We start from the raw sequence: 23,667 nt of genomic DNA, 5'->3' as shown, positions 1-23,667 counted from the left end.
GGCCTACTCGCAGCTAAATCGCGATTTCACGGCCTCTTTCAGCCATGGATTTTGAAATCGCGACGAGGGTCTTCACCACAGATATTCCTTCTCGCCCGCCGGATATCGGCTCGGAAGACTTTTCGATGCAGTCGAGGAAGTGCTCGCACTCGCGCTTGAGCGGCTGGACCATTGGCACTCGCGGCACCGTGACATCACCTTCGCGCACGGTCATGCGAAAGGACGAGAACGAATCTGCGAATGGCACCTGGGCAACTTCGGCGTCGACTTGGTTGTCGTAAATACGCAGAGGTTCGGTTTGATGAACATCGTCGAAAGTCAGCATCCGCTTGTCTCCGACAACACGAATGTCTCGCGTCTTGATCGGATTCAACCACGATGCGTGGAGGTTGACGAGAATGTCGTCTGGGTAGCGAAGGGTCGCAAACACCGCGTCTTCGATGCCGCTGTTGATCCATGCACCTCCAGTGGCCGAGACGCTCAGGGGGTCGGTGTCCAACCAAAAATTTGCCAGCGAAATATCGTGGGCAGCCAAATCGAAAGCTGCGTTGACATCCACTCGTATCGGACCCATGTTGGTGCGCACCATCGAGATGTAATAGACGCGACCGAGTTCGTGGTTGGTAATGTACTGTTTGGCGAGTTGGGCGGCAGCGTTGTACACGAAGACGTGTCCGACCATCAGGATCTTGCCGACCTCCCGGGCGACTTCGTCCAACTCGATCGATTTTTCGACCGTATTCGCTAGCGGCTTCTCGACCAGCACATGCTTGCCCGCACGTAGCGCAGCAAGCGCGATTTCGTGATGAGTCGAGGTCGGAGTTGCGACGACGACGGCGTCAACCGAGGCATCGTCGAGTACTTTCGACAAGTTCAGTTCGGCCCGGATCTCGGGAAAGCGCAGGCGAACCTCCGCGAGTCGATCTTCGTCCTGATCGATCACCCAGCCAACTTCGCTGCGCGCGTGATTGTGGAAATTTCCGATGAGATTGGGACCCCAATGCCCCGAACCCACCACCGCGACATTGATCATGCTCTTGGGTCCGCCCTTTTCACCCTTTCACCCTCAATCTCATCTGCGACCTCTTTACTTCCTGATTCCGAGACCCAATAAAACTAGTGGGCGCAAAATGGACCACCAGCCGGTTATGGGCTTCATCTTGGTCTGCCCGAGCGCCTTAGGAGGATACACCTTCGTGACAGGAACTTCGGCGATCTTGTAACCGCATCGGATCGCTCGAAGGTAGAGGTAAGGTTCGAGTTCATATTCGTCGAGCCAGGCCTGGTCCAGGTCGATCGCCGGGTCTTCGAGAACACGCCGGTGCACGGCTCGAAATCCGTTGGTCGATTCCGTGACCCAGCGTCGCGCGACCAATGAGAAGAGCAGGGGGTGCACGCGAGTTGCAACCTTGCGATAAAAGGGCATGGGGCCAAAGTTGGCCTCGGCTTTCAAGAAGCGCGAACCCTGCACAAAGTCGGCAGCGGCGTCGACGATCGGATCAAGCAAGCTGGGGATCTCTTCGGGTGAGTCTTTGTTGTTGCCAGCCATCACGACGGCCACGTCAAAACCACCCTTCACCGCTTCGGCGTAACCCGCACGCAACGCCGCTCCTACACCGACAACCCGGCCCATGGAGATCACCCTTGCTCCGAGATCCCGCGCGACTTCGGCCGAACGGTCCGTCGAACCATCATCGATGACGAGCATCTCGTCGACGAGGGGACGCGGCGTGCGACGCACGACCTCGCCGATCTTTGATTCTTCGTTGAGCACGGGCGCCATCGCGATGACGCGCAATCCACGATACACAGGTTGATTCCTCGGGCCGAAGAGCATACCCCTCTGCCAGGGACTGGGCAGGGTTTTCACCCACATGTCAATCGCCGATCGACACTCCCGGATCCGCGTATGATGCGTAAGACTCGGGAGTGAGCTGCATCCGGGGGTTCGATGTCAGAGCAATCGAAAGTACAGGATCGAGAGGACCCTAAAACTCTCGATGCGGTGCCCCAGCCCATGTGTGGGTTATGCGGTTGCGCGGGAGAGCTCTGCTATCCCGACCTGCAAGATCGCCATTTCAACGCCCCCGGCACCTGGACGCATTTGCTTTGTCCGCGCTGCCATTTGATCTGGCTGAGCCCACAGCCGAGTCCCGCCGGATTGGCTTGCCTTTATTCCGACTACTACACCCACTCGAGTCCCGAAGACGAACCACTCCTGGTTCGCGCAGTGACTCGGGGAATCCCGGCCGCGATTCAGAACTACGGCGACATCGTTTCAGATCCGCGAGAACGCAATTTGGGTCGATTGTTTTCCCTAGTGGGTCCGTTGGCGGAATTGGGTCGGCGCGGAACCATGGGGCTTTCTGGAGCTTCGCGCGGAACATTGCTCGATTTTGGATGTGGCGATGGCGAGTTCTTGCGTCACATGCGAAGTCTCGGCTGGCGGGTCACAGGCTTCGAACACGACCCACGCGCCGCACAAGTCGCGCGCGAAACACTGGGGGATGATTGCGTCTACACAGAACTCGAAAATGCGAAAGCCGCCGCACCAGACGGATTTGATGCCATCACGCTTTCCCATGTGATTGAACATCTGCTCGATCCGATTGCAACGCTCGTCGAATGCGCTGCCTGTCTGCGCCCCGGTGGAAAGCTGGTCATTGCGACACCCAACACCGCAAGTCGCGGTCACCGCCACTTTGGCCGCAACTGGCTCCACCTCGATCCACCGCGCCACATCAACCTCTTCAATGCGGGCACCCTCACAGAGGTAACCCGGCGCGCAGGGTTTCGCGTCGTTAGCGTTGCGTCTCCGAGTTCGTCGGCGCACTTCGTGTGGCAAGCGAGCTCGAAGATCGCAGAACGCGGATTCCTGCCGGGCATTCGCGTCGAAGATCTCACTGCCTGGGGGCTGTTTGAAAGCGGGCTGTTTTGGATGTGGGAGTACATACTCACGAGATTCGGCGCGCTATGTGGTGAAGAATTGCTGCTCACGGCGATCACGCCAGAAGAGAGATCCAGCTAGGGCTGCTATTGTCACGGCCGTTGTGTCGGTAATTGAGTTGATCGCTTTGGCTTTGGCTCGGGTACCCATTGGCCGATAGGGTTGATCATGACTTCCGCGACTCCACTCACTCCTGCGATCGCCGTCGTGATCCCCTGTTTTCGCGTGACCCAAACCATCCTCGACGTCGTGGCGGGCGTGGGTCCCGAGTGCCAGGCAATCTATGTGGTCGACGACGCGTGCCCCGATCACACGGCAGATCTGGTGGAAGCGGAGTGCCGCGATTCTCGGGTGAAGGTCATCCGCCTGAAGGAGAATCAAGGGGTCGGCGGTGCGACCCTTGCGGGATATCGCGAAGCCATCGAAGGCGGCGCGGAAATCCTGGTCAAGCTCGACGGGGACGGCCAGATGGATCCGGCCCTGATTCCCCGACTGGTTGCCATGATCCTGCAGGGACAAGCCGACTACGTAAAGGGGAATCGCTTCTTCGAGTTCGACGGACTGCAAGCGATGCCTACCGTGCGCTTGATCGGCAATTCCCTGCTCTCATTCGTGAACAAGATATCGACCGGTTACTGGAACGTCTTCGATCCAAATAATGGTTTCACCGCGCTGCACGCAGGCGTTGCCCGGCAGCTCCCGTTTCACAAACTCAGCCGACGATACTTTTTTGAATCGGACATGCTGTTCAGGTTGGGCACGTTGCGCGCGGTCGTGACCGACGTGCCCATGCCGGTGCGTTATGCCGGCGAGCGCAGCAACCTGAGGGTTCGCTCGGTCATCTTCGAGTTTGCCGCAAAGCACGTCGCCAATACCTTCAAGCGCATCTTCTACAGCTACTACTTGCGCGACTTCAGCATCGCTTCGATCGAGATCATCATCGGCATTGCGTCACTCACCTGGGGCACGTGGTTCGGAATGACACGCTGGCTCACCGGCATTTCGCAGAACGTGCCCGCGACCAGCGGAACCGTGATGGTCGCCGCCCTGCCGGTCCTGCTCGGTGTACAGTTGATTCTGGCGTTCTTGAATTTTGACATTCAAAACGTTCCCCGGGATGTCCTCCACAAACGCCTGCTGCCGCCCCATCCCAACAAGTGAAAGACGCGGGCGAAGCGATCGGGTTCTTTACTCCCGGCGCCCTGTTTCGCCTGGTCCTGCGCCTGGCCGTGGCCGGGACACTATTGGTCCTGGTCTTTCGCATGGCCCTGCCGGATCGCGAAGCCGGCTTTCTGGCGGCGATCCTGGCAGCCTGGCAAACGGGTCCCGGCGAGGCTGCGTGTTGGCTCGCCCTGGCGTTTTCGTTGCTCGGCGTGAGTTTTGCGATCGGTACGACGCGGTTTTCGACCTTGCTCGCGGGTGCCGGATTCGAAGTCGCTTGGTGGGTTTTGTTGCGCGCCTATCTCGTGGCTGGCTTCTTCAATCTGGTACTCCCCGGCGCCATCCTGGGCGACGCGTATCGCGTTTGGGACGTGAGGCGAGCAGCGGGCGAGGGTTCGCGAGCGCTGGGGATCGTCGCAGTGGAACGACTGCTCGGATTTTCGGCGCTCGGCTGTTTTGGACTGGTGGCGGTGCCGTTCATTCCGCTGCCCGGTGAAGACCGCTATCTCGCGGCCATCGCGATGGCGGCATGCGCGCTGATCGCTTTGGTTACGGTGTTTGCACTGCATCCCACGACCAATCGACTTCTTCGAAACTTGATCCGACCCATCGCTCGTATCTCGAAGCGGGGGGCAAGTGTAATCGACAACGCCCTGGGGGCCGTCGCCGACCTGGCCGAATCTCCGAGGGTGCTGTGGCGCGCCTTTGCCCTGAGTCTCCTCAACCAGGGACTTCCCGTGGTTGCGGTGTACTGTCTCGCGATTCCACTCGCCGGAATGGATATCGACTGGTACTGGTTTGCGATCATCGTGCCATTCGTGACGCTGGCGAGCGTCATCCCGATCAGCCTCGGAGGAACGGGGGTTCGTGAGTATCTCTACGTTGCGTTGTTTGGGGCCGTTGGAATGCCGAGCGAAGCTGCACTGGCACTTTCGCTCTCACTCCTGGCCACAGCGATCGCATGGGCCATGGTGGGCTTTGCGATCTTCAGCATCGATCGTCAACGCGGAGATTTCCATGCCCCGAATCCCGCGTCCTGAGACCATCCAAGGCTTCTCCGGATGACGGCCGAAATTACCTTCGCCATCCCGTTCTACCGTGACACGAACCTGCTGCGCATTGCGGTCGACAGTGTCCTGGCCCAGCGAAATTCTTCTTGGCAGTTGTTTGTATGCGACGACTCGGGACTCGATCTCTCGCTAGAGAAACTGCTGAAGGCGTACGGCGACCCTCGGATTGGCTACCTCGAGAACTCCGGAAACCTCGGCATGGTCGAGACTTGGAATCGATGTCTCGATCACAGCCAGAGTGATCTCGTGACCTTGCTCCACGCAGACGACGCGCTGACCCCGGGCTACGTCGACCTGATGCTCTCCCTCGCGAACAAACACCAGGATGCCAGCGCCTTCTTCTGTCAGACCGAGATCGTGAACTACGACGGATCGAAGGTTTTTTCCATGGCCGACGCGGTGAAGGGTTTCCTGATTCCAGGATCGTCGGGCGACGAACTGGTGCTGCACGGCGAGGATGCAGTTGCGAGCCTGATGGCGGGTTACTTCATCATGACCCCGACCCTGTGCTACCGGAAGTCGCGGATCGCAGACCGGCGCTTCGACCCGGCATTCAAACAAGTGCAGGACCTCGTCTTTGTCGTCGGTCTATTGATGGACGGACATACCCTGGTGGGTTCGCCCGAGCGAGGGTATGCGTATCGGCGTCACCCGGGCAGTGCAACGACCCGACAGTCCGAGAGCATGCTGCGGTTCGACGAAGAGGTGCTGGTATTCAATCGCATCGCCGACCGGGCGCGTGAACTGGGATGGGTGCGCGCCGAAAAGGTTTCGAGCCGCAAGCGCATCATCAAGCTTCATCTTTTATATCGAACCCTGCGCGCAATATTGCAGCTGCGACCGAGCACCGCGATCGAAGCCCTGCGCTACTGGTCTAAAATCGGCTGAGGGCTCTCTTCCCGCTGAAGGCTCTCTTCCCGCTGAGGGCTCTTTTCCCGCGGCACCCAAACGACACCCGGCCCCACTTGCCAACCCGATCTAGGCACGAGCTTGCCGATGTTCCCGAAGACGGGCCCCGCGATCCGGTAATTCTCTTCGAGAACATGATCGTCGGGATACTGTTCCAAGAAACGACTCGTCGAATCGATGATGATTCCGAATCGCCGATTGGCAATGGCATTGCTGAACTCTTCGCGAAGCGCTTCGGCGTCTGGCAGGCCGCTGTTCGCGAGATCATCTACCGGCATTTGATGCGCGAAGAGACGCTTGCCCGCAAGCCCAGCGAGGTAGCCATGGGCGGGGATCAATACTTCGCCTTCAGCCGTCGACAACTGCTCGACCAGACGTTTTCCGGCAACGACATCGCCAGGCTTGGGCAGCGCAATGTGCGGATCGAATCCGAGCCATGCGAACTGGCACACTAGAAGGGCCGACAGGAGTGTCGCGACTCCACGACTTTGTCGTTCCCGATCCAGCAGCATGCCAAGGGCAACCCCCAGCATCAGCACCAGACATGCGTGCAGCGGGATCAGGTTGTTCATCGCGCCACCGACCTTGATGCGCGGAACGATCCAGGCGATGACCGTCCCGGCGAAGTATGCGAGATAGAACAACATGCCGAGCTTGTCTTCGGATCGCTTGATCGTCCATGACCCCGACCCAAACCTCGACCCCGCGAGCACGGCAAACACCGCGAGCACGGCAAGGGGAAGTGCCATGAAGAGATCCTTCCAGAAAAAGTACGGCAGCAGCGACCAGCGGATTTCGTGTCCACTCTGCGCGCCAAGCAGATAGAAAAAGAAATGGGAATTCTCTCCTCGGCTGAGCAGGATCGAGGCGACTGTCACCAGTCCCAATATCGTTGCGACAAACGCGATCGAGCGTCGATAGCGTCCGGCGGCGACATCAACGGCGATCCAGTCGCGATACAAACACCAAAACACCAAGGGCGCGAACAACGCGAGGCCCGTCTGCTTGGTCATGCTGGCGAGGAAGGCCAGCACCCCGGCGAGCGCCACACCCACCAGATCGTCCCGAACCCGAAGGAGGTATACGCCTCCCACGACCAGGGCGACGAACAGGGAGTCGATTCGACCCACGTCCATGTACGCACCGCTTGCGCGATAAGTCGCGAGGAACAAGCCTGCGCAGATCACGCCGATTTCCCAGCGCCGGGTTTCGTGCCGCACCAGTCCGCAAAGGAGTGCCGCCGTTGTGAACGTGGCCAGCAACGACACGATGCGAAGCGACAGCAAGTTGACTCCGACCAGGCTCGTCACGGGAATCGCCGCGTAGTAATAGAGCGGTGGGTAGGGAAAGGGAACGAAATCGATCGAGGGCGCGGCGTAGAGTGCCTGGCCTGTGAGGATCCGCGTCAAGTGCTGAAGGGAGCCGCCCTCCATCCACTCGAGTTCAAAGGGATGCTGCGCGCGTTGGACGGTGATCCAAACAAATACGCCCAATGAGACCAGGGCCAGGAACAATGGCGGTCCCATGGGCCAAACCCACGGCTTTGAATGCTCCCGCGCCGTTTCGGACTCTTCACCGGTTGTGGGCACCGAGGAACTCGCCTCCTGATCACTTCCCACTATACTGAATCGGGTCGGGCGGTGGCGCGCAAGTCGACTCGACGCCCAAATCAAGTGGCGGATTCGATCGTCAATCGTCGTTCGTCAACTACCAATCGAAGTACCAATCGAAGGAAGAGGGTCAGGGATGGCGGCCATTCGGGGATCCACCCTCACCCGACTCCAGATCGCATCCCTCGTAGCCCTGCTTTTGATCTGCAGTGCAGCACTCTTGCATGAAGTCTATTGGTCGGATGATGCATCGTTTCTGACCCGAGGCAACGGGGCGAATTGGATCGGTTATCCCATCGTGCCTTCGAGCGATGCCATTCCGGTTCTTCGAGAAAATGCCCCCGCAACGACGTTCACCCGGCGATTCGAGGTCGATCAGGGTTTCGGCCCGGCGATGCTGACTGCCCGAGGCCTGCGCTCCCTCGAGCTCAAGCTGAACGGCACTCGCCTGTTCTGGGACGAACCCCTCGATTCGTGGCAGGACACGCTAGCGGTCGATGTCACGGAACAGCTGCGTTCGGGGGCGAACGAAATTCGAGTCCAGGTACGCAACCCGAGCGGTCCCGCACTGTTGCAACTCGCCATTCGGGGGAAAGGAATCGAAGTCGAAACCGACACCCGTTGGGAAGTCAGCGCTCAGGGGATCGCAGTCGCCCAGGCGGCGCCCGCTCGGGACAATCAACTCTTCGCAGATTCTCTCATCATGCCCCGCCCTGGCGAGGTCTTCGGCCGACACGCCCTGGTTTTGGGAATCCTGTTCCTGCTGTTCGCCGGGGTCTCGACTGCAGCACGCAATCGAAGCGTCGACGCGAATTTCGCCTGGCTACCCAAGGCCGTGCTCGGCGGCGTCACTTGTTATTGGATCGCGGTCTTCGTCCTCAAGATCTCACAGCTTCCGGTCATGATGGGTTTCGATATCCCCGCCCATCTCCAGTATCTCGACTACCTGATCGAAAACCGAAGTCTCCCCGATGCGACCCAGGGTTGGTCTACCTATCACCCCCCTCTTTTCTATCTCTTGACCGCAGCACTCGTACTGGCCGGCGACGTAACACGAGAGTCTGCCACGGGGCAGGTGGTGTACCGCATCGTCTGCTTTGGCAGTGGCTTGACGACGGTCTGGGTTGCCTACTTCTGCGCCCGGCGTTTCTTTGACAACGACCCGGTGAAGACGGCTCTCGCGGTTGGCTTCGCGGGTCTGCTGCCGATGAACCTCTACGTGTCGGCCTATGTCTCGAACGAATCACTGCTCGTGGCGTGGAGCAGTTTCGCGACGCTACTCGCCTTGAACGCACTGCTTGCGGAGAAGACTTCGACACGCCAATGGCTGGCAGTTGGAGGAGCGCTGGGGTTCGCGATCGCGACGAAGTTTTCAGGGCTCATCCTGGTGCCGGTATTTGCCGCAGTCATCGGCAGCAAGATCGGCCTGCTCGACGGTGATGATCGAACGACCGCGGCGCGGCGGGGCGGCGCGGCCTTCGCGGGCATCCTGGCCGCGACTGCGCTCGTAGGCGGATGGTTCTATCTCCGCAACTATTTGGCGTACGGCGAGTGGGTGATCTGGAACGTCAACCTTCCCGGCACATCGAGTTGGTGGGAGTACCCGGGCTTTCACACCGCGTCTTATTACTCGAGCTTCGGCGAGTCGCTCCGGCATCCCTTCTTTGCGGGCTTCTATTCATTTTGGGACGGGATCTATTCGACTTTCTGGGGCGACGGTCTGCTGGCGGGAATGGTGCACGTCGACACACGTCACCCGTACTGGAACTACGACTTCATGACCCTGGGCTACTGGACCGCACTGCCCCTCAGCTTCTTGCTGGCAATCGGTTCGGGTCGGCTATTGGAGCGCGCTTTTCGCGCGGACTCATTGCATGCGAGGATCGCCGCTTCGTTCATGTTCGTCGTCATGTTCGTCTTGTTGTTTTCACTTTTCATCGTGACGTTTCGCGTTCCCTACTACGCACAGGCCAAGGCCTTCTACGTACTGGCTGCAATCCTGCCACTCTCGATCGCAGCGGCCAGCGGTATCTCGGTGGTGGACCGCGCGCTGCAATCCCCTCGCATGGCGCCGCTGCGCGTAATTTTTCACGGCTGGCTCGGGACCGCAGTCGCGGTCATCGTGTGGACCTACCTGGGCTGATCCTTTGCTCGAAAATTTTCTTCAAATACGTTTAGATACAGGTATTTACGGTCTCGAATCGAGTTAGACTCGGGAAATGCCAGTTGCGATGAGTCGAGAGTTTGGCGCTGGGGGGAAGGCTCGGTGCAACCGCTAGCGCGCGTAGAGTGGCGCTGGGCACCGGCCGCTGCGCGACTGTCCGCGACGCTGCCCGCGAGTGAAGTACAGCGCGCCCTCGGTGTGGTCGCGTTGGTCTTCGCGGTCAAGCTGGGACTCGGTGGGGCCTGGTTCGACCTCGAGGCCATGGCGGGCAACGGGTTCGCCTTCGGCTTCGAAGTAGGTCACATCGCCGGGAACATCGCGGCCGGACACGGCTTCTCGGTTTCGCCCGATGGCGAGGTCTTCTTACCCACCGCCTGGGTCTCGCCCCTCTATCCCCTGCTGCTGGCAGCCATCTTCAAGCTCTTCGGCGCCTACACACTCGCGGCGGCCAAGGCGATGTTGGTCGTCAACTGTTTATTTCAAGCCGCGAGTGCGGGGCTGCTTTATCTCTTGGGTGTGCGCTTTGGCGGCCGCTCAGTGGGGTTTGTGGCGGCTGGAATTTTTCTCGTCAATCCCAACGGTTGGCAATTCCTCGCCTGGGCCTGGCCCTCGCAACTCTTCGCTTTCTTGTTGCTGCTGCACTTTTATACGCTGCTGGTCCCGATGTATCGGGCGCGCGGGGCGGGGGGCTTGGCAGGTGCAACCTTCGCTCTCGCTTTGATGGCCGACGGCGCTGCAATCGCGATCGCGCCGGTGACAATTGCACATCTGTTTCTCACGAACCCGAAAGGGGAGCGGCGCACGGCTTTCGCAGCGGCGCTGATCTGCTTTGCGATCGTCGTCACCCCTTGGACGATTCGCAACGCTCAGCAGTTTGGTTCGATCAATCCGCTGCGGGGAAACGTCGGCGTCAATCTTTGGGTGGGAAACTATCCCGGGGCCAACGCTGAATCGTTTCACGGTCTGGCCCCGAGTCCCTGGCACGACGCAGCCCAGGGCGAAAAGTTCGCAGCCGTCGGTGAGCGGAACTACGACCGCATGGCACGCGAGTGGGCACTGGCCGAGATCTTCGCGCGACCGGGGCGTTTCATTGCCAACTCGCTTACGCGCTTCAGCGGTTTTTGGGTGGGTGAGTGGTGGGCGGGCTATCGACACATCCCATGGTTCTATTCGCTGGGGTTGATCGCGCTCACGGCACTCGCGCTGCGAGGCGCCGTCCGCGCGCGCAAATTTGGAACCGGCGCCCTGCTCGCGGCGATCCTTCTTTTTGGTGGACCCTACTACCTCACTGTACATGGCCACGGGCGGTACCGTGTCCCAATCGAACCGCTGATGTGTCTGCTCGCTGCGCTGAAACCTGGCGAAGAATCCGGTGAAGAACTCGAAGCAAGCTCGGGCGACGTCGAATGAAGCGATGCGAAAGACGTTGGCGGGCAGGCGCTGGGCCCGGGCTCTTGCTTGCGCCTCTGCTCGCCCTTTGCATCGCGGTGAGTGTTTCGTGTGCAGAGGATTGTGCGAAGGACGAGGCGCACGAGCTATCTGCGAAGCCACCAACAACTCCGCCAAAAACGGCGATGAATTCCATCGTGATGATCAGCCTCGACACCACGCGTCCGGACCACCTTTCGCTCTACGGCTACGACAGGCCCACATCTCCCAACCTCGAGGCTTTGGCCGCAGACGGTCTGGTGATGCAAAACTTCTTGACCACGTCCTCCTGGACGTTGCCGACCCACGCCTCACTCTTTACCGGCCTATATCCGTCGACCCACGGGGCACACTACAGCAACCAGGGTGATGTTGGGCTCGGTGACGCCGACGGCGCACCCCAAAGCTTCGACGCTTTTCGCGTAAATCGATTGCCCGACGAAGCCATCACCCTCGCCGAGATTCTCCGAGCAGAGGGTTACCTAACCTATGCCGTCGCCGCGGGACCGTGGTTCAAGCCGGTCTTTGGCCTCGATCAGGGGTTCGACCACTACGACGCGGCTTTCGATTCGCTGAGCGGACGTCCCGGCAATCTGGTGAGCGACCTGGCCATCGGCTTCATCGATCATGCGGGTCTCGACCCGTTCTTCCTCTTCTTGAACTACTTCGATCCTCACGATCCCTACGAACCCCACGAATCCAGCTGGGAGCAGTTCCTGAAGCCATCCAAAGATTTTGCTCGTTCGAAAGAACTTGCCCTCTACGACGCCGAGATCCTCTTCATGGATCGGCAGATTGGCCGGGTGATCGATGAGTTGAAGGCTCGCAATCACTATGACTCGAGCTGGATCGTAGTCACCTCGGATCACGGCGAACACTTTGGCGAACACGATCTCGAGGGTCACGGCTTTTCGCTCTACGAGGGAGTGGTGCGCGGTGTCCTGATCATCAAGCCCCCGGCGGGTGTTGCGCTGGAAGTCGACCGCGAGATTCGAGCGCAATCCGTGGACATCATGCCGACGCTCCTCGAGGCGATCGGGATATCGCTGCCGCACGCGATCGAGGGTCAAGCCTTGAACGCATTGACACATCCCGCGATCACCGAGCTCTATCGCAGCGCTGGAAACGTGCAGTGGAAGGGAGAACGTTTTCAGCGGGAACTGCGGGCGATCTATTCGGGTGATTACAAGCTCATTCTGTCTTCAAAGCCGGGCGATTTCGACGCGGGGCTCTTCGATCTGAAATCCGACCCGGGAGAGACTCACGACCTGAGTAACGGGCAACCCGAGGTTTTGAAAACCATGTCAGAAGCACTCGAGCGCTGGACTGCAGGTCGGTCGGCACTTCCGCCCTCGCCGGTAGGAAAACTCGACCCCGAAACCCGTCGCCAGATGAAAGCGCTCGGCTACCTCGACAGCGACACAGACAACGACGACGACAACAACAATGACAAAGACAAAGACAAAGAGTCGAAACGAGATCCATGAACGGCAACGTCTGAACCGAGTTAGCATCCGAGCTAGCCTCGAGAAGTTGTAAAGCAAGTCCCGGGAGCCCATGCGAGTCGCCACAGATCAGATTCGACGCATCGCGGTGGTCTTGCTGGTCCTGTTGTCCGGCTACGCGATTGCCGAATCGTGGTCCCGCGGCCAGACGTTCGCGGGAATGGACTACTACCAGTTCTGGGTGGTGGGTGAAGCGGTTGAGCACGACGGTGTCCACAACCCCTACACGGACGAAGAACGCACCCGCATTGGCGCATTGTTTCTCGGGCGCGCATCACACGACGAAGATGCAAAGCGGCAGCTCGTAGTGGCCACCGGTCGACCGGTCCTCGAAACCTACTCGACACCATTTCTCTACGCCGCGATTCACTTGTTCGCAAGCGGCGACTACGAAACCGACTACGGACGCTGGCACGTCATTTCGCTGTCGAGTTTTGTTGCGGGGGTTGTCGGGATCTCGCGACTCCTGGGCATCTCCTGGATCGCAACCCTGATCATATTGAACGCGTTGCTCCTGCGCTTCGCTCCCTTTCAGTCAGAAACTCAAGTCATGAACGTCAACAACGTTCAATTGGGCTTGCTCGCCCTGGTTCTGACACTCCAGCGCCACGTCGGAAGTGCGAAGTCGTTGTTTTTTGCCGGCGCTCTACTCGGATGCGCGACGATGTTCAAACCAAATATCGCGCTCGTCAGCGTGCTGTTGTTCGCAGACCTTTTGCTCACCCGACAATTCCGAACACTGCTGTATCAAGGAGCGGGAGTCTCCACTGGGGTCGCGCTTGCGTTTGCGAGTTCGAGCGCATTCTTCGGTACGGTCGAATGCTGGCTCGGATGGGCCCAGGCCATTCAATGGATTCCACCAGAAATCATCGCCGTGGGAATGGGAAACTACGCACCATTGCCGTTTGTCGCGGGAGCTGGTGCTTCGGGTTACTCACTGGTCCTCGCCATCGCACTCTGCCTGCCGGTCGTGTTCGCCAGCTGGATACGACGGGACGATCCTGTGGCGAATGTTTCGCTGCAAAGTAGAGAACAGGCCATTCGCGAGGTGACGCGGCTGGGGATCGGCTGCAGCATATTCCTGTTGAGCGCAAACCTGGTCTGGGAACACTACTTCATATTGACCGTTCCCCTGCTGCTCTCAACGCTTTGCACCGGCATAGCACGTGTGCCCGAGGGCGCGGGCCAATGGGTGGTCGAGCGCATCCTGCCGGGCCTGGCCCTGCTCGGCCTGATGGCGACCCTCACCGTGTCCCTCGCACCGCTTCCCCACGAAATCTATTTTCCGGTCGTGCAGGGGGGAGGCACTTTGATTTTATATGGGCTGGGCTTGCGCTTGCTCTCGTTGGATTTCGGGCGGGAGATGTCATGAAGATCCTCGGGCAACCCATTGCCTTGATGATCGCGGCGGCACTGCTGTTGCTGCTCGCGATCACCCACCCGCTCGTGTGGTTGCAAGCGCGAAACGCAGCATCTGCATCATCGATGAATACGGGAGAACAAGGCCAACTCGACCCGGCCGCGCGTTACGTCGCAATGCTCTCGGAGTCGGCACCGCTCCGGGCCGCGCTTCGCGGTCACAAAGTGATCGGCTATGTCTCGGAGAGTGATATAGACGTTCGCACTGACGGTTCTGGCCAGGCGCGTTACTACCTCACGCAGTTTGCCCTGGCGCCGGTACTGGTGGAACTCGACGCCGATCAGGAGCACCCCACACCGGCCCACGACCTTGTCCTCGCAGCCTTTCAGAGTTCCCAGCAGTTGAGCGAGTACCTGCGCAAAAATGCGCGGGTTGCCATCGTCTCGTTGAATGCCAGCATCGCGCTCACCCGCGCACGGGATCGCTAATGGAACTGGCCTTGTTTGCATTGACGATCAGCGGAGCGACGGGCTGGTTTGCACTCGAGATCGCCTGGCCGCGCCCTCGCCAGGTATCCGGCAGTCTCGTGCTGCGCGCTGCAGTCTCGGGAGCCCTCGGCCTGTTCGCGAGTTCATTGATCTACTTTGCCTGCTTGATCCTCGGTCTGGCGACACGTCCCTGGGTCATTGGGATCGACATCGCCGTTTTAGTCGCGCTCGCGGGCTACGGGGTCTCGGCCCAGCGCAGTCGACCTCCACTCGACACCCGGCGCGACGAACCCGCGGAGCCGCTATCGGCGATCGATTGGATGCTCGGCGCGGGTCTCGCGACCGCACTCGTCGTCAATGGCTACATCTGGCTGCAGCGGTTTCGAGACGAATCCCTCGGTTTCTGGGATGCATTCGCGATCTGGAACTTGAAGGCGCGATTTTTCTTTTTCGACGCGGGAGAACATTGGCAGCGCGCTTTTTCCGACGTCATCGAGTGGTCCCACACCGACTACCCCCTGCTACTTCCGCTCAACGTCGCGCGGCTCTGGACTTACGCTGGGGACGCCAATCAAACAATCTCTGCGCTGCTGTCTGTTGCGTTCAGCACGCTTGCTCTCGCAATTCTCTTCGCCGCGATTGCCCAGGCTAGAGGACGTCCGCTGGCGTTCCTCGGGGCGCTCGCGCTGCTCGCCTCGCCGCAGTTCATGGCCCAGACAACCTGGCAGATATCGGACATCCCAACGGGAACTTTTCTCGCGACCTCTTTTGCGCTGATCCTCGCAGGGGCAAGGCGCCCCCATGATCGCTTGGCCTTGTTGTTCGCGGCCGGCATTTCGGCCGGCGCCGCCGCCTGGACCAAAAACGAAGGACTGCTCTTTGCCCTGGTAATCCCCGTCGCATTGGCAGTCGTGGGCCCGCGAGCCGAGTGGCGAGAGAGACTGACCGAGGTACTTCAGTTCGCGAAGGGACTCGCGCTTCCCCTTGGCCTGCTGCTCGCGGTAAAGCTAACCGTGGGAGGAGAAAATGACCTCGCGGCCGATTTCACATGGATATCTCTCGGTCGGATCTTCGAATGGACGAGACATCAAATGATCATCACATCGTTTTTCAACATGACGTTGATGCTCACCGGCCTACCCCTGCTGGGACTACTGCTCGGCCTGGGCGTCTGGTCTGGGTTCCCCCGACGCACAATCGAATCGCGCTACCTCGCCGCCGCAACTCTCGCCCTGGCGCTCCAACTCGCCGGTTACTACTTCATCTACCTGATCACCGAACGAGACCTCGCCTGGCACCTGGCCACTTCCAACTTACGCCTACTAATCCAACTCTATCCCTGCACCCTCTTACTATTCTTCACAGCCCTCCGTCCATCCCCCCACCAAAAGAACCTCGAGCCCTAAACCGGCTCGAGATTCGCATACCGAACCATCACGGTCTTGACCCCCGCCCGCTCGAATCGAATCTTCAATTTTTGATTCAAATCCGACCCCGAAGACGAAAGAATCACTCCAATTCCAAACACCGAATGCCGCACCCGCATCCCCGGGCGAACTCCCCCCTCACCCCCGTCCCCCATCTCCTGGCTGTACGAAAAATCGTCGTCGCCGATTTGCGAGTACTCGTCCTGGGCTTGCGATCTCGTCTTGGCACCTCGTGAAGCCACCTCTTCCATCACTTCTTCGGGCACTTCGTTCAGAAAACGCGACGGCGTCTGGTAGTTGATTCCTCCGTAGCGCCTGCGCTCTCGCGCATAGGCGAGGGTCAGGTGTTCCATTGCCCGGGTCATGCCCACGTAACAGAGCCTGCGCTCTTCTTCGAGTCCCGCTGCATCGCGACTCGATGACGCATGGGGGAAGATGCCCTCCTCCATGCCCACCAGGAACACCAGGGGAAACTCGAGTCCTTTGGAGGAATGGACCGTCATCAGCGACACGACCTCGCTGCGTTGTTCATAGTTGTCGAGATCGGAGACCAGGGCGACCTGATCCAGAAAGAGTTCGAGTTCGGTTCTCTCCGTGTCGGGGTTGTCCACGTTTGCAAGGTGGAAGTCTTCGGCACTCAGCACGAGTTCCTTCAGGTTCTCGACCCGGGTCTCCGACTCCGTACTGCCTTCTTTTTCGAGCGACGTGATGTACCCGGTGGCCTTCAATACATGGCCAATGATCTCGTCCACCGACCGATCTACGAGTTCGATGGAAAAGCGATCCAGCATCGCGAGAAACTCGGTGATCTTTCCCGCCCAGCGCTTGGCTGTGGTCTGGGCAAAGACCGCTAGCCCCTCGAGCAAGCTGATCCCCTGCTGGAAGGCCAGGTCCGACGCCTTGTCGACGGTAGTCTTGCCGATGCCGCGCACAGGCTTGTTGATGATTCGCCGCAGCGCTTGATCGTCCGCCGGGTTCACCATCAGACGCAGGTACGCGAGAACATCTTTGACCTCGGCCCTGTCGTAGAAACGCATTCCCCCCACGATTGTGTAGGGGATGTCGTACTTCAGAAGTTCTTCTTCGAAGGAGCGCGACTGCGCGTTGGTCCGATACAAGATGGCGAAATCGCCGTAGGGCCGATGCTCACGCCGGTTCTTCCCCAGGATCTCGCGAATCACATATTGGGACTCTTCGCGGTCGTCCACCGCTTCGAAACAGCGAATGAGATCACCCCCCTCGCGTTCGGTGAACATGTTCTTTTCATGGCGATCCGCGTTGTTGGCCACGACCGCGGACGCCCCCGAAAGAATGGGCTGAGTCGATCGGTAGTTGCGCTCCAATTTGATGACCCGAGTGCCCTCGTAGTCATTTTCAAAATCGAGAATGTTTCGAATGTCAGCACCCCGCCAGGCGTAGATCGACTGATCCGGGTCCCCGACCACGCACAAGTTGTTGTGGGCGGCCGAGAGCATCCGCACCAGGTCGTACTGAACCCGGTTCGTATCCTGGTATTCGTCCACCAACGTGTACTGCCAGCGTTGCTGATAGTGACGGAGGACCGCGGGATGGCGGCGGAACAGTTCGACCGTGAGCAGGAGCAGATCTCCGAAGTCGAGTGCTTCGGCGTCCGCCAGGATCTTCTGGTATTCGGTGTAGATATCCACGCACAGCTCGTCGTCGAGGTCGACCGCGTCCTTGGCGGCGCGCGAGGGCAGCTTGCCCTCGTTCTTCCACTGGTCGATGCGCCAGCGATAGCGCTTGGGGTCGTACTCCTTGGGATCGAGATTCAATCGCTTGAGGGCAAGCTTTACGACGCCCAAGGAATCGCTGTCGTCGTAGATCACGAACCCCCGAGAGCGACCGAGATGGCCAATCTCTCTGCGAAGAATCCGCACGCAGGTGGAGTGAAAAGTCCCGAGCCACAAGCCGGCCGCGTCGGTGCCGAGTGCCTTTTCGACCCGTTCGCGCATCTCCTTGGCTGCCTTGTTGGTAAAGGTGACGGCGAGGATCGACTCGGTGGGGATTCCGCAGTGCCCGATCAGGTAGGCGATGCGATGGGTCAGCACCCGGGTCTTGCCGGAACCCGCACCCGCGAGCACGAGCAGAGGGCCTTCGACACACTCGACCGCCTCGCGTTGTTCGGGATTGAGGCCGTCGAGAATGGATTCGAGGAGCAAGGAAGCGAACCTCCGGGGGGATTACACAGACGACCCTTGGCTAGATCGTGCGGTTGCAGGATTTCGGGAGCTGGAACGCGAGCCGCAGGGTAATGGAGAGGCGCGAGCGACTCAATGTAATTCGTAATTTGGCGGGCCGGCGCCGATTGCCGGGCCCGCGGGCCGGGATTCGACCGAGATGCTGCGGGTCAATTCGTAGACCACCCCGCTGCGTCCCCCAGCAGCCGCGCGATAGAGTTCACGCAATTCGATCCCGGGACTGGGAAGCAGCTGGTCGCGATCGTCTGCGACGATGTACCGCACCCGTTCGCGCACCAGGGACTCCAGACTGCGAAGCCCGCTTCCCTTGGTCAGGGGAAACCATTGGCGCTCGGCGTAATAGGCTGTTCGGCGTTTGTCTGAGGCCACCCGGCCCCCCGGTTCGTATGCCTGATCGCGCAACCATTCAGCGGCGAGGCGCTGGGCGAGGGCATCCTCGCGGTGGTCGCGCAGCACCTTGGGTGCGGTGATGGCAAACATCGCGAGGGCCAGGCCCGTCAACACGCCCACGGGCGTCATCCAGGCGACCCGCCCGGAGCGCGATTCTTCGCGTTTATCGTCTCGGTTGCCTACATCGACTACGCGATCCACCAGCCAGCCCGCTCCCAGACCCGCGTATCCCAACAGCAGAGGAATCAATGGCAGGACGTGGCGACGACTCAGATAGCCGTAGTTTGCCAGGAGCCCCAGCAATACGACGGCATAGAAGGCCAGAATCGCCGCAATGAACACGTCTCGCGGCTGGCTCTCGCGTTGCGATGAAGCGCTAATTGAAGCGTAGATGCCCAGCGCCACGAGGATTGAGACCTCGGGCCGCAAGGTCGAAACCAGGACGCTCGCAAACTCCCTGAGTCCACCGGGCCAGAGCAGCAGCCAGCCCACCAGCAAGCTCGAGCCGACTGCGACCCACACTCGGGTGCGGGACTGCGTTTGCGGTCGATCGGAATTGCGTCGGCGCAAAATAGAGAAAATAATGACGGTGATCAGTGCGACGAATACAAAGACGAGCAAGGGGAGACTCGCGGGATCTGTCACCAGTGGGTTCGCGGATTCACCCGAAAGACCGAGGGTTCTAAATACACTCTTCTTTCCCGAAAGAGCGAAACCGCCCCGTTGCTGCATCAGCACGCGAAGATAAGGGGCGGCTATCATCAGCGCGCCGCCGGCGAGTGCAAAACATATGCCCGTGATGCGGCTGATGCGCCAGCCATCGCTGTACCCCTTGAGGATCAGCAACCCGATGCCGATCAGTACCAGGCCCGCGCCCTCGGGCCGGGCGAGATAGGCAAAGCCAGCGCTCACTCCAGCGGCAACGAGGATGCTGGCGCTTCCACGTTCAATTCCACGCCCCAATCCACGCCAGAGAAGCGCAACGGCGGCCATGAAGAAAGCGAGATAGACCCCCTCGCTTTCGATATCCGAAGTAAAACGGACTGCATAGGGAGAGATGGCCAGGAGAAATGCGCCGAAGATCGCGCTGCGCGAATCGAAGGCATCTCGCAAAAAGAGATACAGCGCAAGGACCGCCGCCGTCCCGCCGATCACCGAGACCGAAAGCGCGGCGACCTCCCAGTCGTGAATCAGCAACTCGAAGGCCGCGATCAACCCCGAATACAACGGGTGATAGGGATGCGACAGCGCCTCTGCCCAATCACCGTTTGCAAAGAGCTTGGCAACAGCGAGAAAGTGCGGACCATCCTCGAACATGACCGAGGTGCGAACGGCCATGATCGCACGCAACGCGAAGGCGAGGGCCAGGATGGCTGTCATCAACGGGATTGGTCGTAGGCCAGGGTGCTCGAAACGGCGCTCGGGCTCTGCTGGATGATCCTGTGATCATTCTCAACAAATTAACCCAGCCAACCGGGTGCTACGAAGGGGGTTTCACTGAGTTCCTACTCGACGGTTACGCTCTTGGCGAGATTTCGCGGCTGGTCGACATCGGTTCCCTTGCGAGTAGCCACGTGGTACGCGAAAAGCTGCATCGGAATCGACACGATCACCGAAGTGAGAAACTCGCCGAGATCGGGAACGTAGATGACGTCGTTGACCTTGGAGGCGATGTGTTCGTCCCCTTCGGTCGCAACCGCGATCACCTGACCGTCCCGGGCGCGCACTTGTTCGAGATTCGAGATCAACTTATCGTACAGCGGACCCTGATTGGCGATCACCATCACCGGCATGTTCTCGTCAATCAAAGCGATCGGCCCGTGCTTCATCTCTCCAGCGGCATAGGCTTCCGCGTGGATGTAGGAAATTTCCTTGAGCTTGAGCGCGCCCTCGAGTGCAATGGGGAACATGATCCCACGGCCGAGAAACAGAAAATCTGAGTGCTTGAAATATTTATGGGCGAGTCGCTCGATCCGCTCATCCATTGCCAGGGTTTCTTGAACCACGCGCGGCAGGCTGATGAGATCGTGGAGGAATTTTTCTTTCTCTTCGCGGCTCAGCAGCTCGCGAATCATCGCGAACTTCACGGCAAACAGATAAAGGGCGACGATCTGGGCGGTAAAGCACTTGGTCGACGCCACCCCGATCTCCGGTCCGGCATGGGTATATAAAACGTCGTCGCTCTCCCGGGCGATGGTCGAATCGCGGGTGTTCGTAATACAAATGGTGCGCGCACCCTGTCGCTTGCCTTCGCGCAGGGCCGCCAGGGTGTCAGCGGTTTCACCGGACTGCGAGACCAGCATTACGATGCATTTGTCATCGAGAATCGGATTGCGATAGCGAAACTCGCTCGCGAGATCGACTTCGCACGGAATCTTTGCGATGTGCTCGATCATGTACTTGCCGATCATGCACGCGTAGGAAGCCGTACCGCAGGCGACGAGGGTGATGCGGCTGAGATTTTTTACCCAGTCGGAGTCGAGCTGGATCCCGTCGAGATCAATCTCGAGACTGGCTTCGTCGATGCGAGTGCCGATCGTGTCGGTGATCGAGCGGGGTTGTTCAAAGATTTCCTTCTGCATGAAGCGGTCGTAACCGCCCTTTTCAGCGGAGATCGGATCCCACTGCACAGTCTTGAACTCGCACGGACTCGGCTCGCCGGTACTCGAGACGATTTCGATTCCATCCTCTCGCAGTACGGCAAACTCGCCGTCTTCGATGAACGCCATCCGGCGCGTGTACGGAAGAATCGCCGGGATGTCACTCGCCAGGAAAGACTGCTTCTCTCCCAATCCGAGGATCATTGGACTTCCGCCGTTTTTCGCGGCAACAATCGTGGTCGGATCCTTCTCACACAACGCCGCCAGGGCGTAGGCCCCGATCAACCGGCCACAGGCTTCGCGCACCGCGGTAAGCAGGTCGTTTCCCGCGTCGACGGACTGCTCGATGCAGTGCGCGATCAACTCGGTATCGGTATCGGAATCAATGACACGACCCGCGGCTTCGAGTTCGCTGCGCAGCTCGCGATAATTTTCGATGATGCCATTGTGTACGATCACGACCGATCCAGCCCGATGCGGATGGGCGTTGCGCGTGGATGGTTTGCCGTGGGTCGCCCAGCGTGTGTGGCCGATCCCCACGCGACCGTCGATCGGCGCGCTGCGGATTTCGCCCTCGAGGTTCGTCAACTTCCCTTCGGCGCGTCGCACGTCGATGATGTCGCCGTCGAAGATCGCAACCCCCGCCGAGTCGTAGCCTCGGTATTCGAGGCGCCGCAGACCGTCGATCAAGACGTCCGAAGCACTTCCCTCACGACCGATGTATCCGACGATTCCTGACATGTTTATCGCTCCCGCCGAGCAGAGCCACGGCTCCGCAAGCTTCCTGTCCCAGCCGCTCTACTTGTCTTTCTTTGAACTGCGCTTGTCCTTCTTTGCGCTCTTTGTTTCACGCCCTTCGCGCTTCGCGACCCAACCTTCGATGTTCGTTTGCTTCACTCGCGCGACCGCCAGGGCGTCTGCGGGCACGTCTTTGCTCACCGTCGTACCGGCCGCGACAAAGGCGTTCTTCCCCACCGAGACCGGCGAGAGCAAATTGGAGTTGCAACCGATGAACGCGCCGTCTTCTACCGTCGAGCGGTGTTTGCTGACGCCGTCGTAGTTCACCACGATGGTGCCGCAGCCAAAGTTCACTCCGGCACCGACCGTGGCGTCGCCGATATAGGTGAGGTGTGCCGACTTTGTACCTTCGCCCAGGGTCGCGTTCTTGATCTCTACGAAGTTCCCAATCTTGACGCCTTCCATCAAGTGGCAGTCGGGTCTCAGGTGCGCCATTGGACCCAACACGACATCGTCGTCGAGTCGACTCGATTCAATCACACAATTGCTCTTGAGATGGACTCCTTCGCCCAACACAGAGTTGCCCTGAATGACGCAACCCGGCTCGATCACGCAGTCGCGCCCAATTTCGACGTCGACGTCGATGTAGACCTGGCTGGGGTCGCTGAGGCTCACCCCTCTTTCCATGTGTCGCAAATTGATCCGACGACGCATGACCTCCGAAGCTGTCGCCAGATCTGCTCGCGTATTGATCCCGAGACATTCATCGCCGTCTTCCAGCAATAGCGCCTCGACGCGAAGTCCGTTCTGTACAGCGTGGCCGACAATATCGGTCAGGTACAGCTCTCTTTGTTGATTGTCGTCTTTGAGATTTGCGATTCCCTCGCGCACCAGCTCTGCGCTCATCATGTAAACACCGGTGTTCCGCTCTTCGATCTCCAGTTCAGTCGGGCTGGCATCCTGTTGTTCGACGATGCGCTCTACCTTTCCCGAAGCATCCCTCACGACGCGACCCGGAATCGGACCCACTGCCGTGAGCATGAGAAGATCAGCCCCGGTGTCGCGCTTGAGCCGACCCATCCGCTGGAAAGTTTCGGGAGTCAACAGTGGCGTGTCGCCGTACAGAATCAGTACATCACCCGCGAATCCCTCGATCAGAGGCAGTGCCTGCATGACCGCGTGCCCCGTACCCTTCTGCTCGGTCTGGTAGACGATTTTGACACGGCCCTCGAACTCCGCTTCTACCTGCGCGCCGTCGTAACCCACGACAACGATCAGATGTGCGGGGGAAAGTGCCTCGGCACTCGTGACCACGTGGCCCAACATCGACCGCCCACACAGCTCGTGCAGCACCTTGGCCCGACGCGACTTCATTCGCATACCCTGACCGGCGGCTAGAATCACGACAGCGAGTTCTTTCGTGGTGACGTCCATCAGTGCTTCCGTACTCCCATCTGACTCATGCATTTGCTGCATTTACATCGCGATGAACCCACCGAAATCGCCGCGAAACCGCAATTCTCTGTCACAATTTCATCGGCCTATGCGAAGGCAGAGTGTAGCCCGCGGGGCCGCCAGGGGTGAGAGCGGGTGAGTGTTCCTGTCTGACTGGAATTTGCGGGGGGAGGGGGGCTTTCAGGCTGCGCGGCTT

The 23,667-nt window shown here is 59.6% G+C and carries 17 protein-coding genes; 10 read left to right on the top strand and 7 right to left on the bottom strand.

Annotated elements, in window-relative coordinates; genetic code table 11:
- Positions 1-13: 13 nt before the first annotated feature.
- Together IH881_04630 and IH881_04625 are read right to left on the bottom strand one after the other, a co-directional pair.
- The gene (locus IH881_04630; GenBank protein ID MCH7866958.1) at positions 14-1,033 is read right to left on the bottom strand and encodes a Gfo/Idh/MocA family oxidoreductase; all 1,020 of its coding nucleotides are present in this window, start codon (positions 1,031-1,033) and stop codon (positions 14-16) included.
- A 54-nt stretch (positions 1,034-1,087) separates the two neighbouring features.
- Positions 1,088-1,810 (bottom strand): glycosyltransferase family 2 protein, encoded by a 723-nt coding sequence (locus tag IH881_04625; GenBank protein MCH7866957.1) that lies wholly within the window; start codon positions 1,808-1,810, stop codon positions 1,088-1,090.
- 141 nt (positions 1,811-1,951) lie between these two features.
- Between IH881_04625 and IH881_04620 the strand changes: the two genes are divergently transcribed.
- From IH881_04620 to IH881_04605, 4 genes are all read left to right on the top strand, one after another.
- Positions 1,952-3,028: a class I SAM-dependent methyltransferase gene (locus tag IH881_04620; protein ID MCH7866956.1), complete on the top strand. Its 1,077-nt coding sequence runs from the start codon at positions 1,952-1,954 to the stop codon at positions 3,026-3,028.
- Between the two features lie 87 nt (positions 3,029-3,115).
- Positions 3,116-4,108, top strand: a complete 993-nt coding sequence (locus IH881_04615; GenBank protein MCH7866955.1) for a glycosyltransferase family 2 protein — start codon at positions 3,116-3,118, stop codon at positions 4,106-4,108.
- Positions 4,105-5,148, top strand: a complete 1,044-nt coding sequence (locus IH881_04610; protein ID MCH7866954.1) for a flippase-like domain-containing protein — start codon at positions 4,105-4,107, stop codon at positions 5,146-5,148. The genes IH881_04615 and IH881_04610 overlap by 4 nt, the downstream gene beginning before the upstream one ends.
- 21 nt (positions 5,149-5,169) lie before the next feature.
- A complete protein-coding gene (locus tag IH881_04605; protein MCH7866953.1) occupies positions 5,170-6,066 on the top strand; it encodes a glycosyltransferase family 2 protein in 897 nt (298 codons plus the stop codon).
- Here the strand turns inward: IH881_04605 and IH881_04600 are convergent.
- On the bottom strand, positions 6,045-7,676 hold the full coding sequence (locus tag IH881_04600) for a hypothetical protein (protein ID MCH7866952.1): 1,632 nt from the start codon (positions 7,674-7,676) through the stop codon (positions 6,045-6,047). The genes IH881_04605 and IH881_04600 overlap by 22 nt on opposite strands.
- A gap of 157 nt (positions 7,677-7,833) precedes the next feature.
- On the opposite strand from IH881_04600, the gene IH881_04595 reads away from it, so the two are divergent.
- From IH881_04595 to IH881_04570, 6 genes are all read left to right on the top strand, one after another.
- A complete protein-coding gene (locus tag IH881_04595; GenBank protein ID MCH7866951.1) occupies positions 7,834-9,840 on the top strand; it encodes a glycosyltransferase family 39 protein in 2,007 nt (668 codons plus the stop codon).
- 123 nt (positions 9,841-9,963) lie between these two features.
- On the top strand, positions 9,964-11,271 hold the full coding sequence (locus tag IH881_04590) for a hypothetical protein (protein ID MCH7866950.1): 1,308 nt from the start codon (positions 9,964-9,966) through the stop codon (positions 11,269-11,271).
- Positions 11,272-11,435: 164 nt separating this feature from the next.
- Entirely contained in the window at positions 11,436-12,776 is a 1,341-nt protein-coding gene (locus tag IH881_04585) for a sulfatase (protein ID MCH7866949.1), read from the top strand.
- A 70-nt stretch (positions 12,777-12,846) separates the two neighbouring features.
- A complete protein-coding gene (locus tag IH881_04580; GenBank protein ID MCH7866948.1) occupies positions 12,847-14,166 on the top strand; it encodes a hypothetical protein in 1,320 nt (439 codons plus the stop codon).
- Positions 14,163-14,642, top strand: a complete 480-nt coding sequence (locus tag IH881_04575; protein ID MCH7866947.1) for a hypothetical protein — start codon at positions 14,163-14,165, stop codon at positions 14,640-14,642. Before IH881_04580 ends, IH881_04575 begins: the two co-directional genes overlap by 4 nt.
- Positions 14,642-16,048 carry a hypothetical protein gene (locus IH881_04570; protein ID MCH7866946.1) on the top strand — a complete coding sequence of 469 codons (1,407 nt, stop codon included), beginning with the start codon at positions 14,642-14,644 and terminating at the stop codon, positions 16,046-16,048. Before IH881_04575 ends, IH881_04570 begins: the two co-directional genes overlap by 1 nt.
- On the opposite strand, the gene IH881_04565 is transcribed toward IH881_04570, so the two are convergent.
- From IH881_04565 to glmU, 4 genes are all read right to left on the bottom strand, one after another.
- Positions 16,045-18,249 carry a UvrD-helicase domain-containing protein gene (locus tag IH881_04565; protein MCH7866945.1) on the bottom strand — a complete coding sequence of 735 codons (2,205 nt, stop codon included), beginning with the start codon at positions 18,247-18,249 and terminating at the stop codon, positions 16,045-16,047. The genes IH881_04570 and IH881_04565 overlap by 4 nt on opposite strands.
- A 111-nt stretch (positions 18,250-18,360) precedes the next feature.
- Entirely contained in the window at positions 18,361-20,058 is a 1,698-nt protein-coding gene (locus IH881_04560; GenBank protein ID MCH7866944.1) for a glycosyltransferase family 39 protein, read from the bottom strand.
- Positions 20,059-20,183: 125 nt separating this feature from the next.
- The gene (glmS, locus tag IH881_04555; protein MCH7866943.1) at positions 20,184-22,019 is read right to left on the bottom strand and encodes a glutamine--fructose-6-phosphate transaminase (isomerizing); all 1,836 of its coding nucleotides are present in this window, start codon (positions 22,017-22,019) and stop codon (positions 20,184-20,186) included.
- 57 nt (positions 22,020-22,076) lie between these two features.
- Positions 22,077-23,450 (bottom strand): bifunctional UDP-N-acetylglucosamine diphosphorylase/glucosamine-1-phosphate N-acetyltransferase GlmU, encoded by a 1,374-nt coding sequence (glmU, locus tag IH881_04550; GenBank protein ID MCH7866942.1) that lies wholly within the window; start codon positions 23,448-23,450, stop codon positions 22,077-22,079.
- Between the last annotated feature and the right edge of the window lie 217 nt (positions 23,451-23,667).

This window comes from Myxococcales bacterium, assembly GCA_022563535.1.
Taxonomy (GTDB): Bacteria; Myxococcota_A; UBA9160; order UBA9160; family UBA4427; genus DUBZ01.
The sequence above is the reverse complement of the archived record's forward strand: the minus strand, read 5'-3'. Positions and strand labels throughout refer to the sequence as shown.

Bases quoted from the DNA above. Each gene is read 5' to 3' on its own strand.
- IH881_04630 (MCH7866958.1), bottom strand. From the start codon at position 1,033: ATGATCAATGTCGCGGTGGTGGGTTCGGGGCATTGGGGTCCCAATCTC.
- IH881_04615 (MCH7866955.1), top strand. From the start codon at position 3,116: ATGACTTCCGCGACTCCACTCACTCCTGCGATCGCCGTCGTGATCCCC.
- glmU (MCH7866942.1), bottom strand. From the start codon at position 23,450: ATGGACGTCACCACGAAAGAACTCGCTGTCGTGATTCTAGCCGCCGGT.
- IH881_04575 (MCH7866947.1), top strand. From the start codon at position 14,163: ATGAAGATCCTCGGGCAACCCATTGCCTTGATGATCGCGGCGGCACTG.
- IH881_04560 (MCH7866944.1), bottom strand. From the start codon at position 20,058: ATGACAGCCATCCTGGCCCTCGCCTTCGCGTTGCGTGCGATCATGGCC.
- IH881_04580 (MCH7866948.1), top strand. From the start codon at position 12,847: ATGCGAGTCGCCACAGATCAGATTCGACGCATCGCGGTGGTCTTGCTG.
- IH881_04605 (MCH7866953.1), top strand. From the start codon at position 5,170: ATGACGGCCGAAATTACCTTCGCCATCCCGTTCTACCGTGACACGAAC.
- IH881_04620 (MCH7866956.1), top strand. From the start codon at position 1,952: ATGTCAGAGCAATCGAAAGTACAGGATCGAGAGGACCCTAAAACTCTC.
- glmS (MCH7866943.1), bottom strand. From the start codon at position 22,019: ATGTCAGGAATCGTCGGATACATCGGTCGTGAGGGAAGTGCTTCGGAC.
- IH881_04595 (MCH7866951.1), top strand. From the start codon at position 7,834: ATGGCGGCCATTCGGGGATCCACCCTCACCCGACTCCAGATCGCATCC.
- IH881_04585 (MCH7866949.1), top strand. From the start codon at position 11,436: ATGAATTCCATCGTGATGATCAGCCTCGACACCACGCGTCCGGACCAC.
- IH881_04570 (MCH7866946.1), top strand. From the start codon at position 14,642: ATGGAACTGGCCTTGTTTGCATTGACGATCAGCGGAGCGACGGGCTGG.